The following is a 16,474-nucleotide window of genomic DNA, read 5'->3' as shown; positions in this document are numbered from 1 at the left end:
GGACGCCGGCCTGTTCAGCCAGAGGCGCAGTAGCGGCGCCAGAACAGGCGATAGCCCTCCTCGACGCGGCGGGTGTAGGTTTCGACATTGCCGGCGGCGGAGCTCGCGACCATCGACGGGAGCTCCGTGCGCAGCTTCGCCAAGTCGGCCGGCCGGCCCGCATGCGCCAAGGCGATCGCGATGTAGCCGTCATCATCCTCGGCCACCCAATCATGCAGCCCCACTGCCTTGATGATGCCGGCAGCCGCCCGCCCCGCCGCACCGCGGCCGAGCTTGGCGACCACGGGCACGCCGGCCTGCAGCGATTCCCAGGTGCTGACGCCGCCATTCTGCGGAAACGGATCGAGCGACATATCGATCGCGGCGAACTGCGCGATGTGCTGATCGCGCGTCGACAGGCCGAGGCAGGTGATGCGATCCTGCGCGATGCCATGCGCCACGAAGCGGGCGACCAGGCCATCGCGCAGCAACGGGTCCTGCAGCGCTCCGTTCTTGATGACGATCCGCGCGTCCGGCAGCGCAGCCATCAGCCGCGACCAGAGCGCGAGCGCGGGCTCCGAGATCTTGTCGATGCGATTGAAGACACCGAAGGTGACGTAGCCGTTGCGCAGCATCGGCAGCGATGTCGGCTGCCATCCCTGCAGCGGATCGGTGGTGATGACGGCCGGCAGATCGTAGACATGCTCGGCAAACAGTGGGCGTACCGCCTCGGGCACCGTCACCGGATCGGCGAAGAAATAGTCCATGGTCGGCAGGCCGGTGCCGGTGCCGCTGCCCCAGGCCGTGACCTGGACCGGCGCCGGCTTGCGCGCGAACACCGGCAGGCGGTTGCCGGCGGAATGGCCGGAGAGGTCGACGAGGATGTCGACGCCGTCTGCTTCGATGCGGTCAGCCAGCTCCTCGTCGGACATCTGCCAGGCATCGACCCACAGATCGGCGGCTGCGCGGCATTGCGCCGTCATCACGTCCTGCAGCGGCGAGCAGGAATAGCAGGCGACCTTGAAGGCCTGGTGGTCATGATGGCGCAGCACCGGCAGGAACACCAAGGCGGCCGAATGCGTCCTGAAATCCGCCGAGACATAGCCGATGGTCAGCCGCCGTTCGGGATCACGGTCGCGCAGCGGCGGCGGCCGGCGCGCGATCTGGGCACCGATCCGGCTCCACCATTCCCGCCTCACGGCCTGATGCTGGACGAAATCGGTCTCCGGCATGAAGTCGAGCAGGAAAATCTTGGCGGTGATCGCATCGCCAAAATCGGGCTTGAGCTCGAGCGCGCGCTCGAAGTGCTGCAAGGCCGTCGTGAGGTCGCCCTGCTTGGCAAAGCATTCGCCGAGCCAGGTCCAGGCGACTTCGGAGGCCGGATTCTGCTCCAGCACCTTGCGGCAAGCGTCCATCGCCGGCGCGACATTGTCCCTGATCACGCTGAGCTGGGCAAAGCCGAGCAGCGCCACCTCCTGGCGGGGATCGATCGACAGCGCCGCCTGGAAATCCGCCATCGCCGGATCGAACCGCCCGGCCTGCTGGTGCAGCCGGCCGCGCTGCGCCAGCACCTGCGCGGCTCTGGGCCTGATCGCCAACGCGGCATCGAACGCCGCCAGCGCATCGTCGAAGTGACGCAGAATGATGCTGGCCAGCCCCTTGCCGAACATCGCCTCCATGTGGCGCGGATTGAGCGACAGCGCGCGATCGAAATTCTGATTGGCCTCGGCATTGCGATTGAGCGGAAGCAGCGCCATGCCGCGATTGCAATAGGCGTCGGCATAGTCCGGCTTCAGGGCGATCGCCCGATCATGGGCAACGATAGCCTCCTCCGGCCGTCCCAGGCGCATCAGCGTGTTGCCGAGGCCGGTGAGCGCGACCACGAGATTGGGCTTCAGCGCGACCGCCAGTTCCTGGCATTTGCGCGCCTCCTCGTAGCGCTTGCGGTTGAACAGCGCGAGGCCGAGATTGGAAAGCGCCTCGGCATGGCGCGGCTCAGCCTCGACCGCCTTGGTCAGAGCCTGCTCGGCCATATCAAGCTGGCCGCTGTCGAGGGCGACGACGCCGAGCAGATGCAACGCATCGAAATGCTCGGGCAAGAGCGCCAGGATCTGTCCGCAGATCGCCTGCGCCTCGGCTGGGCGGCCGGCGCGATAGGCCGCGACGGCCCGCGGCAGCAGCTCGTCGACCTGCTTGCGATGCTTCTTCTGCAGCCGCGCATTCTGAAACGCGCGAGACCCGACATTGCTGGCCAAATGATGACCTCCCGGCGTGACGTCAAGAACTGGATACGCGAACCAACTTGTCCCCGGCATCGCACCGTGCCGGACAGGCCACCTTCATCCTGCGGCCACGCAGAACCGGCGCCAGAACAGGCGATAGCCCTCTTCGACCTTGCGCGCATAGGTCTCGACATTGCCGGCCGCCGAATTGGCAACCATCCCCGGCAGCTCGGCACGCAGCCTCGCCAGCACATCGGGCCGGCTCGCATGCTTGATGGCCATCGCGATGTAGCCGTCGTCGTCCTCCGCAACCCAGTCCTCAAGCCCGACCGCCGTGACGATCGCTGCGGCGGCGCGCGAGGCGGCGCTGCGCCCGAGCAAGGCGATCACCGGCACGCCGGCCTGCAAGGATTCCCAGGTGCTGACGCCGCCGTTCTGCGGGAACGGATCGAGCGAAATGTCGACCTGGGCGAATTGCGCGATCTGCAGCTCGCGCGTCGACCAGCCGAGACAGGTGATGCGGTCCTGGCTGACGCCTTGAGCGGCGAAGCGCGCCAGCAACCGATCGCGCAACAGCGGATCGTCGAGCGAACCGCTCTTGATCACGATCCGGGAGTCCGGCAGCTGCCGCATCAGGCGGGTCCAGACCAGGAGCACCGGATCGGAGATCTTGTCCAGGCGATTGAAGACGCCGAAGGTCACATGCCCGTTCTGCAGCATCGGCAGCGGCGTCGGCGCGATGCAAGGCAGCGCCTCGGTGGTGATCACGGCAGGCAGGTCGTGGACCTGCTCCGCGAACAAGGGCCGCGCAGCCATCGGCACCGTGACCGGATCGGCGAAGAAATAGTCGATCGTCGGCAGGCCGGTGCCAGTGCCGCTGCCCCAGGCGGTGACCTGAACCGGAGCGGGCTTGCGCGCAAACAACGGCAGCCGGTTGCCCGCGGAATGGCCGGAGAGATCGACGAGGATATCGACCGCATCCGCCTCGATCCGATCGGCGAGCTCGTCGTCGGACATCTGCGAGGCATCCACCCAGACATCGGCGCAGGCGCGGAACTGCGCCGTCACCGCGTCCTGCACCGGCGAGCAGGCGTAGCAGCAGATCCGGACATCCTGGCGGTTGGCATGCTTCAGCACCGGCAGGAAGGTCAGCGCCGCGGAATGATTGCGGAAATCCGACGAGACATAGCCGATGGTAAGACGCCGCTCCGGATCGAGGTCGCGCGGCGGCAAGCCCCGCCGCGGGATGCGGCTGCCGATCCGCTGCCACCACTCGCGCCTGACGGCCTGATGCAGTTCGAAATCGGCATCGGGCATGAATTCGAGCGTGAAGATCTTGGCGGTCATCGCCTCGGCGAAATCGGGCCGGATCTCGAGCGCGCGATCGAAATGCGCGACGGCGGCAGCGACCTCGCCCTGCTTGCCGCAGCAGACGCCGAGCCACAGCCAGGCATCCTCGGACAACGGGTTCTGCTCCAGCACCCTGCGGCAGGCATCGATCGACTGCGCGACATTGCTGAAATGGCCGAGCTGCGCCGAGCCGAGCAGCGCCATTTCCAGCATCGGATCATGGGCCAGCGCAGCCGCGAAATCCGCCCGCGCCTGGTCGAAACGTCCGGCGGTCTGATGCAGCCGGCCGCGCTGCGCCAGCACCTGCGCGGCATTGGGCTTCAAGGCCAGGGCGGCATCGAACGCCGCGAGCGCGTCGGCAAAGTGGCGCAGATTGACGCTGGCGAGGCCCTTGCCGAACATCGCCTCCATATGGCGCGGATTGAGCGACAGCGCGCGGTCGAAGCTCTGATTGGCCTCGGCATTGCGGTTGAGCGTGAGCAGCGCCATGCCGCGATTGCAATAGGCGTCCGCGTAGTCCGGCTTCAGCGCAATCGCGCGGTCGTGCGCCGCGACGGCTTCGTCGGGACGGCCGAGGCGCATCAGCGTATTGCCGAGGCCGGTCTGCGCGACCACAAGGTTGGGTTTCAGCGTGACCGCCCGCTCCTGGCACTTCCGCGCCTCCTCGAAGCGCTTGCGGCTGAACAGGGCGAGGCCGAGATTGGACAGCGCCTCGGCGTGACGCGGATCGACCTCCACCGCCTTCGCCAGCGCCTGCTCGGCCAGATCCAGTTGGCCGCCATCGAGAGCCGTGACGCCGAGGAGATGCAGCGCATCGACATGATCAGGAAGCAATGCGAGAATTTGTCCGCAGATCGCCTGGGCCTCGGCGCGGCGACCGCTGCGATAGGCGGCGACAGCCTGCGGCATGAGCGCATCGGCCTGCTTGCGGTGCTTCTTCTGCAGCCTCGCATTCTGGAACGCGCGTGAACCGACGTCGCTTGCCAAAGGCGGTCTCCCAAGGTGACGCATAGATCTACGCAGCAGATTAGTGCATTTGCGGATCGCCTGATGCCGCCCGAAACCGCGCTAGCCGGCGGCGCAATACCGACGCCAGAACTGACGGTAGCCCTCCTCGACCTTGCGCGTGTAGGTCTTGACGTCGCCGGCCGGAGAGTTCGCGACCCGCGCCGGCAGCTCGGCACGCAGCCTGGCCAGTTCAGCAGGCTGGCCGGCATATTTGATGGCAATCGCGACATAGCCATCATCGTCCTCGGCGACCCACTCATCGAGCCCGATCGCCTTGATGATCGCGCCGCCGGCGCGGGAGGCCGAGCTGTTGCCCAGCTTGGCCACTACGGGCACCCCGGCCTGCAGCGACTCCCAGGTGCTCACACCGCCATTCTGCGGGAACGGGTCCAGCGACATGTCGATGTCGGCAAAGGCCGCAATGTGCTCCTGCCGCATCGACGAGCCGAGACACGTCAGCCGGCTCTCGTCGATGCCATGCGCCACGAAGCGCGCGATCAGGCCGTCACGCAGGAAGGCGTCGTCGAGCGCACCGTTCTTGATCACGACACGAGCCGACGGGAGCGCCTGCAGCAGCGTTGCCCAGACCTTGAGGACCTGGGCCGAAATCTTGTCGATCCGGTTGAAGACGCCGAAGGTGACATGGCCGTTGCGAAGCATCGGCAGCGGCGTCGGTTCAGCGCCGGGCAGCGGATCGGTCGTGATCAGCGCCGGCAGGTCATAGACCTCTTCGGCGAACAGCGGCCGAACGGCTGGGGGCACGGTGACCGGATCGGCGAAGAAGTAGTCCATGGTCGGCAGACCGGTCCCCGTCGCGTTCCCCCAGGCCGTGACCTGGATCGGCGCCGGCTTGCGCGCGAACACGGCGAGGCGGTTGCCGGCCGAATGCCCGGAGAGGTCGACCAGAATATCGACCTGATCCGCCTGGATCCGATCGGCGAGCTCATCATCCGACAGCTGCCAAGCATCGACCCAACCATCAGCCGCGGCCTTGCACTGCTCCGTCACGGAATCCACCAGCGGCGAGCAGGAATAGCAGATGACCCGGAAGGCTGTGTGATCGTGATGCCGGAGCACCGGCAGGAAGGTCAGCGCGGCCGAATGGCTGCGAAAATCCGACGACACGTAACCGACCGTGACGCGACGATCGGCATCGCGGTCGACAGCCGCGAGCTGACGTCGCGGAATAGGCGCGCCGATACGCTCCCACCATTCGCGCCTGGCGGCCTGGTGGATGGCGACATCGGCCTCGGGATAGAAATCGAGCGCGAAGATCTTCTTGAGGATCGCGTCCTCGAAATCCGGCTTGATCTCCAGCGCGCGGTCGAAATGCTGAATGGCCGCGGCCGTATCGCCCTGCCTGGCAAAGCAGGCGCCGAGCCAGGCCAGCGCGATCTCCGAGGCCGGATTATGCTCCAGCACCCGTTTGCACGCCGCCATGGCCGGCGCGATCCGGTCGGTGAGCACGCACACATGGGCCTTGCCGAGCAGCGCGGCTTCCAGCATCGGCTCGGCGGTCAGGGCCGTGTCGAAATCGGTTTCGGCCTCCTTGAACCGCCCCATCTGGACGTAGAGGCGCCCTCGCTGGGCGATGACGGCCGCGGCCCCCGGCTTCAGCGCAAGCGCCGCGTTGAACGCCACGAGCGCCTGATCGAAATGCCGCAGGTTGACGCTGACGAGCCCCTTTCCGAAAGTCGCCTGCATATGCCGCGGCGCCAGCGCCAAAGCGCGCTCGAAGCTCTGGCGGGCTTCCTCGTTTCGGAGGAGCAGAAGTTGCGCCATGCCGCGATTGCAATAGGCATCGGCAAAATCGGGCTTGAGCGCGATGGCGCGGTCGTGGGCCTCGATCGCCTGCGCGAACAGCCGCATGTTCATCAGGGTGTTGCCGAGGCCGGTCAGCGCGGTGGCGAAATTCGGCTTGAGCGCGATGGCGCGCTCCTGGGCGGCGCGCGCCTCCTCGTAACGTTTCAGGCTGGAGAGTACGAGGCCGAGATTCGCCTGGGCCTCGGCATTGCGCGGCTCGACGGCGACGGCCCGGGTCAGAGCCTGCTCAGCCAGATCCAGCCGACCATTGTCGAGCGCCGAAGCGCCGAGGAGATGCAGGGCGTCGAAATGATCCGGCACAAGGGCCAGGATCTGCCCGCAGACCGCCTGCGCGTCCGCATGCCGGCCGGCGCGGTAGGCTGCGACCGCCTGCGTCAGCAGGCCGTCGGCCTGCTTACGGTTCTTCTTCTGCATGCGCGCGTTCTGGAACGCGCGCGATCCGATCGTGCTTTGCAAGGAAGCTCTCCGGCGGACGACGTCGGGGAGCTATCTAGCACGGCTCGCGTGATTCGAGGCGATCTGCGCCCTATTCGCGACGGTAATCGTCCTCGAGGCGGATGATGTCGTCCTCGCCGAGATAGGAGCCGGTCTGGACCTCGATCAGCTCCAGCAGGATCTTACCGGGATTTTCCAGGCGGTGCACCGCGCCCATCGGGATGTAGATCGATTCGTTCTCGTGAACGGTCTTGACCGTCTCGTTGACCGTGACCCGGGCAGCTCCACGCACCACGATCCAGTGCTCCGAGCGGTGATAGTGCCTCTGCAGCGACAGGCGCTGGCCGGGCTTGACGACGATACGCTTCACCTGGTGGCGCTCGCCATTGTCGACCGACTGATAGCTGCCCCAGGGGCGGTGCACCTTGATGTGCGCCTCGGTCACCTCCGGCGCTACCGTCTTCAGCTTCGCGACGAGCCGCTTCAGCCCGTTGGCATCGCGCTGGCGCGAGACCAGGACCGCGTCCTGCGCCGCCACCACGACGAGATCGTCCACGCCTTCGAGCGCGACCAGCGCCTTGTCGGTGACCACGTTGCAGTTGCGGGAATCCTCGAACACGGCGGTCCCCCGCGCGGCATTGCCCTGCTCGTCCTTGTCGGACAGCTCCCACACCGCATGCCAGGAGCCGACGTCCGACCAGCCGCACGAGACCGGCGCCACGGCCGCCCGTTCGGTCTTCTCCATCACGGCGTAGTCGATCGAGATCGGCTTGGCCGCGGCAAAGGCATCGGACTCCAGGATGATGAAGCTGAGATCGCGGCCGGCTTTGGTCACGGAATCGGTGACCGTCTGCACGCTGCCCGCATCGGATTTTCGGTACTCATCGAGCAGGACGCCGGCCCGGAACATGAAGTTGCCGCTGTTCCAGAGATACCCCTCGCGGATGTAGCGCTCGGCGGTCGGCTGATCCGGCTTCTCGACGAACTTTGCGACCGCCCGCACGTCTCCCGAGACCGGCGCGCCGGGACTGATATAGCCGTATTCGGTGGCGGCGCGTTCGGGATTGATGCCGAAGGTCACGATGAGGCCGGTCTCGGCCGCAGCCAGCCCGGCGCGGCAGGCTGCGAGGAAGGCCGCGCTGTCGCGGACGACGTGGTCGGCCGCCAGCGCCAGCACCACCGCGTCCTGATCACGCGTCTGCGCGAAGGCGGCTCCGGCGACGATGGCGGGTCCGGAGTCGCGGCGCATCGGCTCCAGCAGCACGTCGGCTTCGATTCCGATCTCGGCCAGTTGCTCCAGCACCATGAAACGATAGGCCGCATTGGTGATGATGATCGGGCGGGCAAACAGATCCGCATCCGACACACGCAGCAGCGTATCCTGGAAGGTCGACCGGGTGCCGAACAGCGGCAGGAACTGCTTGGGCCGCACTTCCCGCGAGGCCGGCCAAAGCCGGGTTCCGGCGCCGCCGCACATGATGAGAGGAATGATGCGTCTGGTCATGAAATGATGCCCTCAAATCTGATGATACTCGCGATACCAACGCGCGAACCGCGCGATGCCGTCGGCAATCGGGGTTGCCGGCCGGAAGCCGATATCGCGCTCGAGATCGCTCACGTCCGCATAGGTCGCTTCGACGTCCCCCGGCTGCATCGGCAGCATCTCCTTGATCGCCGGCCGCCCAAACTCCTTCTCCAGCAGCGTTATCACGTCCATCAGCTGTTCGGGGTGATTGTTGCCGATATTGTAAATTCGCCAGGGCGCCCGGCTGCTGGAGGGGTCGGGCCGGGTTCCGTCCCAGTCCGGATTGCCCTGCGGAGGGCGGCCGATCAGGCGATGAATCGCCTGCACAATGTCGTCGATATAGGTAAAATCCCGCCGCATCTGGCCATGATTGAACAGTCTGACCGGCTGGCCCGCCAGGATGGCCTTGGCGAAGATGAACATCGCCATGTCCGGCCGCCCCCAGGGCCCGTAGACGGTGAAGAAGCGCAGGCCCGTCGCCGGCAGCCGATACAGATGACTGTAGGAATGCGCCATCAACTCGTTGGCCTTCTTGCTCGCCGCATAGAGGCTGATCGGATGGTCGACATTGTCCTTCACCGAGAACGGTAGCTTGGTGTTGGCGCCATAGACCGATGAGGACGAGGCGAACAGCAGGTGCGCGCAGCCGTGATGCCGGCAGCCCTCAAGGATGTTGATGAAGCCTTCGAGATTGGCATCGACATAAGCGTGCGGATTGTCCAGCGAGTAGCGCACGCCCGCCTGGGCGGCGAGATGCACAACCGCAGGAAAATGGTGGGCTGCGAACAGCGCCTTGACGCCGGCACGATCGACCAGATCGAGCTTGTGGAAAATGAAGTCGGGCTGGGCGGCCAGACGATCGAGGCGCGCCTGCTTCAGCTTCGGGTCGTAATAGGCGTTGATGTTATCGATGCCGATCACCTGCCGCCCCTCGGCGAGCAGCCGCTGCGCGAGGTGGAAGCCGATGAAGCCGGCCGCGCCGGTCACAAGGATGGGATCGTCTGCCATATCGCTCTCTCAGGGCCGCCACAGCTCGATGGCGCCGGGTTTGCTCGCGCGGTCGAGCTTCATCTTGACGTCAAGCACAAGGCCTTGGCCTTCGCGCAGGAGAGACTGAACCAACGACCAGCCGCCAGCCAGAAACTGATCATGGGACACCGCGAGCACGACCGCATCGGCCGGGCGCAGCGCCGCGAACGCGGTGAGGTCGATGCCGTATTCCTCATGCACCGCCGCTGCATCGGCGAGAGGGTCGGCGACCTGCACCTCGACACCGAACGACTGCAGTTCGCGGACAATGTCGATCACACGCGAATTGCGGATGTCCGGCACGTTCTCCTTGAACGTCATGCCGAGAATGGTGACGACGCCGCTTCGCCCTCTGCGCTTCAGCAGCCCACGGATACATTCCCGCGCGATGCGACGGCCCATCTCATCGTTGATGCGACGTCCGGCGAGGATGACTTCGGGATGATACCCGGCCTTTTCGGCGCGATACGTCAGGTAATAGGGATCGACGCCGATGCAGTGCCCGCCCACCAGTCCGGGCGAGAACGGCAAGAAGTTCCATTTGGTGCCGGCCGCCGCGAGGACGTCGCCGGTATCGATCTCCAATGCCTGGAAGATCAGCGACAGTTCGTTCATGAAGGCGATGTTGAGATCGCGCTGCGTGTTCTCGATGACCTTGGCCGCCTCCGCCACCTTGATCGAGGGGGCGCGATGAATCCCGGCGGTGACGACCGATCCGTAGACCTCCGCGACAATCTGCAGGGTGTGCGGGTTCTGCGCCGACACCACCTTGGTGATCGTCTCGAAGCGATGGGTCTTGTCACCAGGATTGATGCGCTCCGGCGAATAGCCGACATTGAAATCGGTCCCGGCCTTGAGCGCCGAGCCGCTTTCCAGCAGCGGCACGCAGTCTTCCTCGACGGCACCTGGATAGACGGTCGATTCATAGACCACGATGTCGCCCCGCTTCAACACGGCGGCCACGCTTCGGGTGGCGGCGAGCATGGCGCCGAGATCCGGCCGCCGCGCGCTGTCGATCGGGGTCGGAACCGTGACGATGAAAAAATCGGCAGAGCCGAGATCTGCCGGGTCGCTGGTGAAGCGCAGCCCGGGATGGCGGAGATCGGCGGCATCGACCTCACAGGTCCGGTCCTGCCCATCCCTCAGTTCGGCGACCCGCTTGGCATCGATGTCAAACCCAAGGACGGGGCCGCCTGCGCGTGCAAACGCTGCGGCAACCGGCAGGCCGACGTAACCAAGGCCTATCACCGCGATCTTCCGGCCATGAGACATAAATTGATATTCCGGTCGTTTCGGAGGCCATTGACGCCACCCCTGCGACTGTTTAGCCACCGGGGCTCATGGGCCGCAAGGGGGCGCCGCCATCACGGCTCGGTTCCCCACCGAGGTCCGGTCACCTTGCCAGGACGGGGAGTTGCGCGTCTCGCACTCGGCTTGGGCCGTTTTCAAACCAGACAGCGAAGCCGAGCCGGCATGCGTGCGATTCTCATTCTCCTCCTCCGGATCGTGGTGTCGCTCGCCCTGCTCTATCTCGCGCTGCGCGGGATCAACTTCGCGGCAATCGGCGAGCGGCTCAGCCAGATCAACATCGGCTGGATCGTGCTGGCGGTCGGCATCACGCTGTTCCAGATCTTCATCGGCGCGCTGCGATGGCGGGAGATTTCAGCGCTGTGCGGCGCGCCGCTGACGGATTTGCAGGCATTCCGCTACAACATGATCGGGGCATTCTTCAATCAGACCCTGCCCTCCTCCATCGGCGGCGATGCCGTGCGCCTGTGGCTGATCGGCCGGACCGGTGCCGGCTGGCGTGCCGCCAGCTACTCGATCCTGACCGATCGCGCAGTCGGCTTCATCGCCCTGGCCCTCATCATCGTGGCGAGCCTGCCGTGGAGCTATGGCATGATCGCCGACGACAAGGGACGGTTGGCCCTGGTGCTGGTCGATGCGGCCGCGCTGGCTGCCGGCGTCGGCTTTCTCACGATCGGCTATCTGCCAGCCGCGTGGATGAAGGCGTGGTGGCCGACCCGGCACGTCTATGCCTGCTCGGTGATCGCAAGGAAGGTGATCCTGGGCAGGACGACGGCCGCCAAGATCGCAGTCCTGTCGCTCTCGATCCATGTGCTCGCCGTCGTGATCGCATGGTGCGCCGTGCGCTCGATCGCAGCCCCGGCTGCCTTCGAACAACTATTCCTGCTGACGCCACCGATCATGCTGATCACCATGCTGCCGATCTCGATCGCCGGCTGGGGCGTACGCGAGGCGACCATGATGGTGGCCTTCGGCTATGCCGGCCTGGCGCCGGCCGACGGCACGGTGGTCTCGATCCTGTTCGGCGCGGTCTATTTCATCGTCGGCGGAATGGGCGGCCTGGTGTGGATTCTCAGCGCCGAAAAAGGCGCGGGCAGCCTGACCGTTCCGGCGACCGTCGAAGAGTAAGGCTATCCGGCGCGGCCCCATTCGTCGTACCAGGCCTCGGCCATCAGCACGTTCCAGAGCCAGTACGCATGATTGTGACGGCGGCTGAGATGCTCTTCGAACATGCGCGTCACGCGCGTGGGAGCGAACAGGCCCTGCCGCTTCAGTCGTGCGGGTGACAGCAAATCGCCGGCCCATGATTTCAGCGGCCCGCGCAGCCAGGCATCGAGCGGAATGCTGAAACCGGTCTTCGGCCGGTCGATCATGTCAGCAGGAACATGGCGATACAGGACCTGTCGGACGAGCCATTTGCCACGACCGTCGCGGACCTTCATGCTCGCAGGCACCCGGGTCGAGAATTCGACGACATCCCTGTCGAGGAAGGGCACGCGCGTCTCCAATGCCACGGCCATCGCGGCACGATCCACCTTCTGCAGGATGTCATCGCTCAGATAGCTCAGGGAATCCGCCAGCGTCATGCGATCGAGCAGGCTTATCTGCCCCCTCAGCTGTTTCATCTCGCTCGCAGCCCAGCTCGCCCGCTCCGCGCCCGCGACGACCGTCGCGCGCGGATCCTGGTCGATCGAGCACAGCGTCCGATACAGGCCATCGAAGCCGTCGGCGGCGACGATGCGGGCGAGCTTGGCGACCTGATCACCAGCATGCCGGACCCTGAGCCGGGCGGGCAACACCGGCTGCAACATATTGAGCAGCGTATCGGCCGGCTCCGGAGCGATGGCGCCGAGCGCGGCTCCGATCGCCCGCCGCAACGGCATCGGCACGCGACCGAGACGCGCCTGCAGCGCGCTACCCCAGACATGCCTGTTGTAGCCGCCGAACAGCTCGTCACCCGCATCGCCCGACAGCGCGACGGTGACGTGCCGGCGCGCCAGCTGCGCCACAAGATGGGTCGGGATCTGCGAGGAATCGGCGAACGGCTCGTCGTAAATCCGCGGCAGCTTCGGCACCACCTCCATCGCGGTCCGCGCATCAACATAGAGCTCGGTATGATCGGTGCCGAGATGCTGCGCGACTTTGCGCGCGTCCTCGGCCTCGTTGTAACCGCCCTCGGCAAAGCCGATGCTGAAGGTGCGAACGGGCTGGCTCGCCTGCGCCTGCATCAGCGCCACGATGGTCGAGGAGTCGACGCCGCCGGACAGGAAGGCGCCGAGCGGCACATCCGACAGGCACTGCCGCTTCACCGCCGTCGACAACAGCTGCTCCAGCCGCGCGATCGCCTCGCTTTCGCCGCTGATCCGATCACCTTGGGCGGCGACGACGGTATCACGCAGCGACCAATAGGATTGCGCGGTGGGCGACGTCCCAGGTCCAGCGTCGGCGACGAAGGCAACGAAAGAAGCGGGTGGCAATTTGCGCACGTCGCGCCAGATGGTAGCCGGCGCCGGCACGTAAGAATAGCGCATGAAATCGGTGAGCGCGGCCCGATCTAGCGACGGTGCCCATCCGGGAAGGGCCGCGAGCGCCTTGAGCTCGGAGCCGAACACCAGGTCGGCGCCGCTCCAGCCATAGAACAGCGGCTTCTCGCCGAACCGATCCCGCGCCAGGATCAGCTGCCTCGTTTCAGCGTCCCACAACGCGAAGGCAAACATTCCGATCAGGCGCTGCAGCGCCGGGACGAGACCCCATTGTCTGACGGCGGCGAGCAGCGTTTCGGTGTCGGAATGGCCACGCCAGTTCGGCGCGGCGGCGGCGTCCTCGAGCTCGGCACGCAGATCGAGATGATTGTAGATTTCGCCGTTGAAGGTGATCGTATAGCGGCCACAAGCACTGTGCATCGGCTGCGCGCCGGCCTCCGACAGATCGAGAATCGCAAGGCGCCGCTGTCCCAACGCAATGCCCTGCCGGCCGCTGACCCAGCTGCCGGACGCATCGGGACCGCGATGCGCCAGCGCGGCTGTCATCCGCCCGACAATCCCGGCCAGCGCGCTGTCGTCCGCCCCTCCCGGTCTGAACAGGCCGGCTATGCCGCACATGACGCGCCCTCAGATGCGCCGTCGCTCAGTGGCATCGCTCACCCGCCCTCGGCCACTTCGGGAAGGAAGTGTTTTTCGTGCCTGGCGAGGAACGCAAGGCTGGGGCGGCTCGGGCCATAGAAATAGGGCAGCGCAAGCGCCCGCTTCCAACGCGCCAGAAGCCGCTCGGTATCATAACCGGTCTCGAATGCCGCAGACCGCCCCTCCGCCAGCGCCAGGACTTCCTCTACGGCCTGACAGATCTCTTCAGCCGAGTTGTTCTCAGGGTGAGCGGCGCTGCGGCCCAGCACTGCGGCATCGAACACCCGCCATCGCCACGGCTCCATTGTCAGCTGCCGTTGCGTAAGCATGGTTCCGTCAGCCAATTTGACTGGCTTGAGCGCGAAGCGAACATTCGCGTTCCACAACTGAGCGTCGGTGGTGATCGCATTGACGATGGCACAGGGAATGCCGAAGCTAACTGCCACATTCGTCAAGCCCGACGTGGTGCCGATGAAGGCGCGGGCATGTCGGATCAGGTGAATGTCCATCCGCTCGGAGCGGAATTCGCTCAGAGCATAATCGATGGTCCGCGCCAGCGGCGGCAGCTTGGGAGAGTTCGGACCTCCGAGCTTGATGACCCATCCCCCGCGTGAGGTGATCAGGCGAATCGCGTCGAGGGATGCTTCGATCGGCGCATTACGATGCGTCTGCCCGGTTCCAATGAACTCGAAATAATGGGCAGCGTCGCGCGTGTGAAGACAAACATACCAGTCGTCGGCCTTCATGCCGTACCTGGAGCAGAGCTGAACAAACCGCTCGGCGGCAACATCCGAAATGGATGCATCGTAGGCGTCGCGCAGCGGATGCGATCGTCCTTCCCGCTCCCATTGTTCGAGCGCGATCGCGCCCGCATCCTGCCAAGGCACGGCTCGGCCGTCCGGTAGCCGGAAAGCATTGAAGCTCAGACCGCACCAGCGCTGAAGCGACAACAACTCCTCAGCCACACGCTCGGAGATCGTCTCACCGATGACGAGGACCCGGCCGAACCCTTTGAACAGCTCGAAGAACGCGGCGTTGGCGATCAATCCCGGACGTACGACGATCACCGCCTTGCCCGACCACCAGCCGAGCTCACGCATCCGGAACAGAATGTCGAGCATCCCGAGATGGCCGATCTGGGTGGCCCATTCCTCGGGAACCAGCCGCAATTCGTCGAAGCTGACATCAAGCCGCTCGAACAGCTGCGTCAACTCCGCCGACAGCGGCGGAGGCGATTTGCGGAGACGCTGCTGCGCCTCCAGAGCACGTTCGAACAGCCGGATTCCGAGCTCTCCGCGACCGACATGGGTCACCCGCTGTCCCGTGAAATTGCACAAATCGAACAAGCGGCCCTCCGACCCGCACAGCACATCGAAGCTGTTGGGACGGTAGAGCATCGAACCTCGCGCGGCGATGTTCTGATGCGGGCGGAAAAAGTGCAAGCTGCTCCTGCACGCCCAGAACATCGCGTCCAACGCGCTTTGCTCGTCTCCGCAGATCATGTCGACCATCGCCTTATGGTAGGCGAGATCGGTCATCGAGCACAGCTCATCATTCGTCGCGCCGGACGCGGCGTCCCGCGCGGCCTCGAACTCACCGAGCTCGAACAGCGACCGGACGAGTGCATAGCGGACGCTCGTTTCATCCCGCGGCAGCGTCTCGCGGCGGACCACGTCGACGACCTCCCGATAGGCGCCAACCCTATGCAGAACATGAACGCATGCAAAATAGAAGCGACGGCTCAAAGCCGTCGAAAAGCGAAAACCCGGCTCGTCTGCCAGATGAGAGGTGGCATAGGGAAAATAGGCTTGATACATGCGCTCGCGAAGCGGAACTCTCACGACTTCAGCGATGACAAGACCAAGAAATACGGCACGCCTCGGCAGCAGATTGAGCGTCGTGCCGAACATCACGAATACAAGATAGACGAACCGGCGATAGCGAGCGCGCTTGAATATCTGAAGCGATTTCATCCAACAAAGTCCCAACAGAGCCAAGGCTCTTCATTCTCTAGCGTCCGAAGCGAGACCGAGATTGGAAGACCTACCCAGCGCGTTGCGGAGCAAGGCCCTGCTCGAAATCACTATCGATGTTGAGATAATGAACGCGCATAGTCCAGGCGAAAGCGTCTTTGCCGAGATGGTCGGCTTGGCGGGGGGTGATCAAGAGCTGCATCGATCGTGCCAGCAGAACTATAGCAGAGCGGGTCCTGCCAAGCCAAGCCGGACCTACGGATCAGAACCAATCCGTTTTGTATGCTGCACAATCCATGACCGCCATTCCCGCGGTCCCGATCGAGCGACCGTCCTGGACCGCTGTTGACAACACAAGGCACGGCCCCCTGAGCGAGATGGGAACGGAGATCCTGGACGGCCGAGGACGCGCTTGACGGTTTCAGCCAATGGTCTTCGCCTCCCCCCTTGACGACAACATGCCTGAGGATCGGTTCGCCCTCACCAGTCGAATTCTGAAGCATCATTCATCTGGGCCACTGCCCGCCCAAGGCATTTGCCGACTCCCTCAAGGCGGCCCCTTCCCTGCATTCTGCTAACGGCCATCCTGGACAGACCCCCATGGGAACACCATTGTCGACGATATTAGCTCGGCATACGGGCTTCATCACGCCGGAGCTAGCCTCTCAAGCAGATCCGACGCAAGCCCGAATCGCTTGT

The 16,474-nt window shown here is 65.1% G+C and carries 9 protein-coding genes; 1 reads left to right on the top strand and 8 read right to left on the bottom strand.

Annotated elements, in window-relative coordinates; all coding sequences use genetic code 11:
• Positions 1 to 14: 14 nt before the first annotated feature.
• The 6 genes from HL671_RS29520 to HL671_RS29495 all read right to left on the bottom strand — a co-directional run bounded on the left by HL671_RS29520 (position 15) and on the right by HL671_RS29495 (position 10,644).
• Entirely contained in the window at positions 15 to 2,234 is a 2,220-nt protein-coding gene (locus tag HL671_RS29520) for a tetratricopeptide repeat protein (RefSeq protein WP_172241153.1), read from the bottom strand.
• Positions 2,235 to 2,318: 84 nt separating this feature from the next.
• Positions 2,319 to 4,538: an O-linked N-acetylglucosamine transferase, SPINDLY family protein gene (locus HL671_RS29515; protein WP_172241150.1), complete on the bottom strand. Its 2,220-nt coding sequence runs from the start codon at positions 4,536 to 4,538 to the stop codon at positions 2,319 to 2,321.
• 81 nt (positions 4,539 to 4,619) lie between these two features.
• A complete protein-coding gene (locus tag HL671_RS29510) occupies positions 4,620 to 6,839 on the bottom strand; it encodes a tetratricopeptide repeat protein (RefSeq protein WP_172241147.1) in 2,220 nt (739 codons plus the stop codon).
• Positions 6,840 to 6,909: 70 nt separating this feature from the next.
• On the bottom strand, positions 6,910 to 8,322 hold the full coding sequence (locus tag HL671_RS29505; RefSeq protein WP_012045538.1) for a mannose-1-phosphate guanylyltransferase/mannose-6-phosphate isomerase: 1,413 nt from the start codon (positions 8,320 to 8,322) through the stop codon (positions 6,910 to 6,912).
• Between the two features lie 12 nt (positions 8,323 to 8,334).
• Positions 8,335 to 9,351, bottom strand: a complete 1,017-nt coding sequence (locus tag HL671_RS29500; RefSeq protein ID WP_172241144.1) for an NAD-dependent epimerase — start codon at positions 9,349 to 9,351, stop codon at positions 8,335 to 8,337.
• Positions 9,352 to 9,360: 9 nt separating this feature from the next.
• Entirely contained in the window at positions 9,361 to 10,644 is a 1,284-nt protein-coding gene (locus HL671_RS29495) for a nucleotide sugar dehydrogenase (RefSeq protein ID WP_172241141.1), read from the bottom strand.
• 201 nt (positions 10,645 to 10,845) lie between these two features.
• Between HL671_RS29495 and HL671_RS29490 the strand changes: the two genes are divergently transcribed.
• Positions 10,846 to 11,808: a lysylphosphatidylglycerol synthase transmembrane domain-containing protein gene (locus tag HL671_RS29490; protein ID WP_012045541.1), complete on the top strand. Its 963-nt coding sequence runs from the start codon at positions 10,846 to 10,848 to the stop codon at positions 11,806 to 11,808.
• 2 nt (positions 11,809 to 11,810) lie between these two features.
• On the opposite strand, the gene asnB is transcribed toward HL671_RS29490, so the two are convergent.
• Together asnB and HL671_RS29480 are read right to left on the bottom strand one after the other, a co-directional pair.
• The gene (gene asnB / locus HL671_RS29485) at positions 11,811 to 13,781 is read right to left on the bottom strand and encodes an asparagine synthase (glutamine-hydrolyzing) (protein WP_172241138.1); all 1,971 of its coding nucleotides are present in this window, start codon (positions 13,779 to 13,781) and stop codon (positions 11,811 to 11,813) included.
• Positions 13,782 to 13,819: 38 nt separating this feature from the next.
• A complete protein-coding gene (locus HL671_RS29480) occupies positions 13,820 to 15,775 on the bottom strand; it encodes a TIGR04372 family glycosyltransferase (RefSeq protein WP_148221505.1) in 1,956 nt (651 codons plus the stop codon).
• Between the last annotated feature and the right edge of the window lie 699 nt (positions 15,776 to 16,474).

The sequence above is a fragment of the Bradyrhizobium denitrificans genome (genome assembly GCF_013179005.1).
GTDB classification, from domain to species: domain Bacteria; phylum Pseudomonadota; class Alphaproteobacteria; order Rhizobiales; family Xanthobacteraceae; genus Bradyrhizobium; species Bradyrhizobium denitrificans.
Note: the sequence above shows the minus strand (reverse complement) of the source record. Positions and strands in the feature narration are given on the sequence as shown.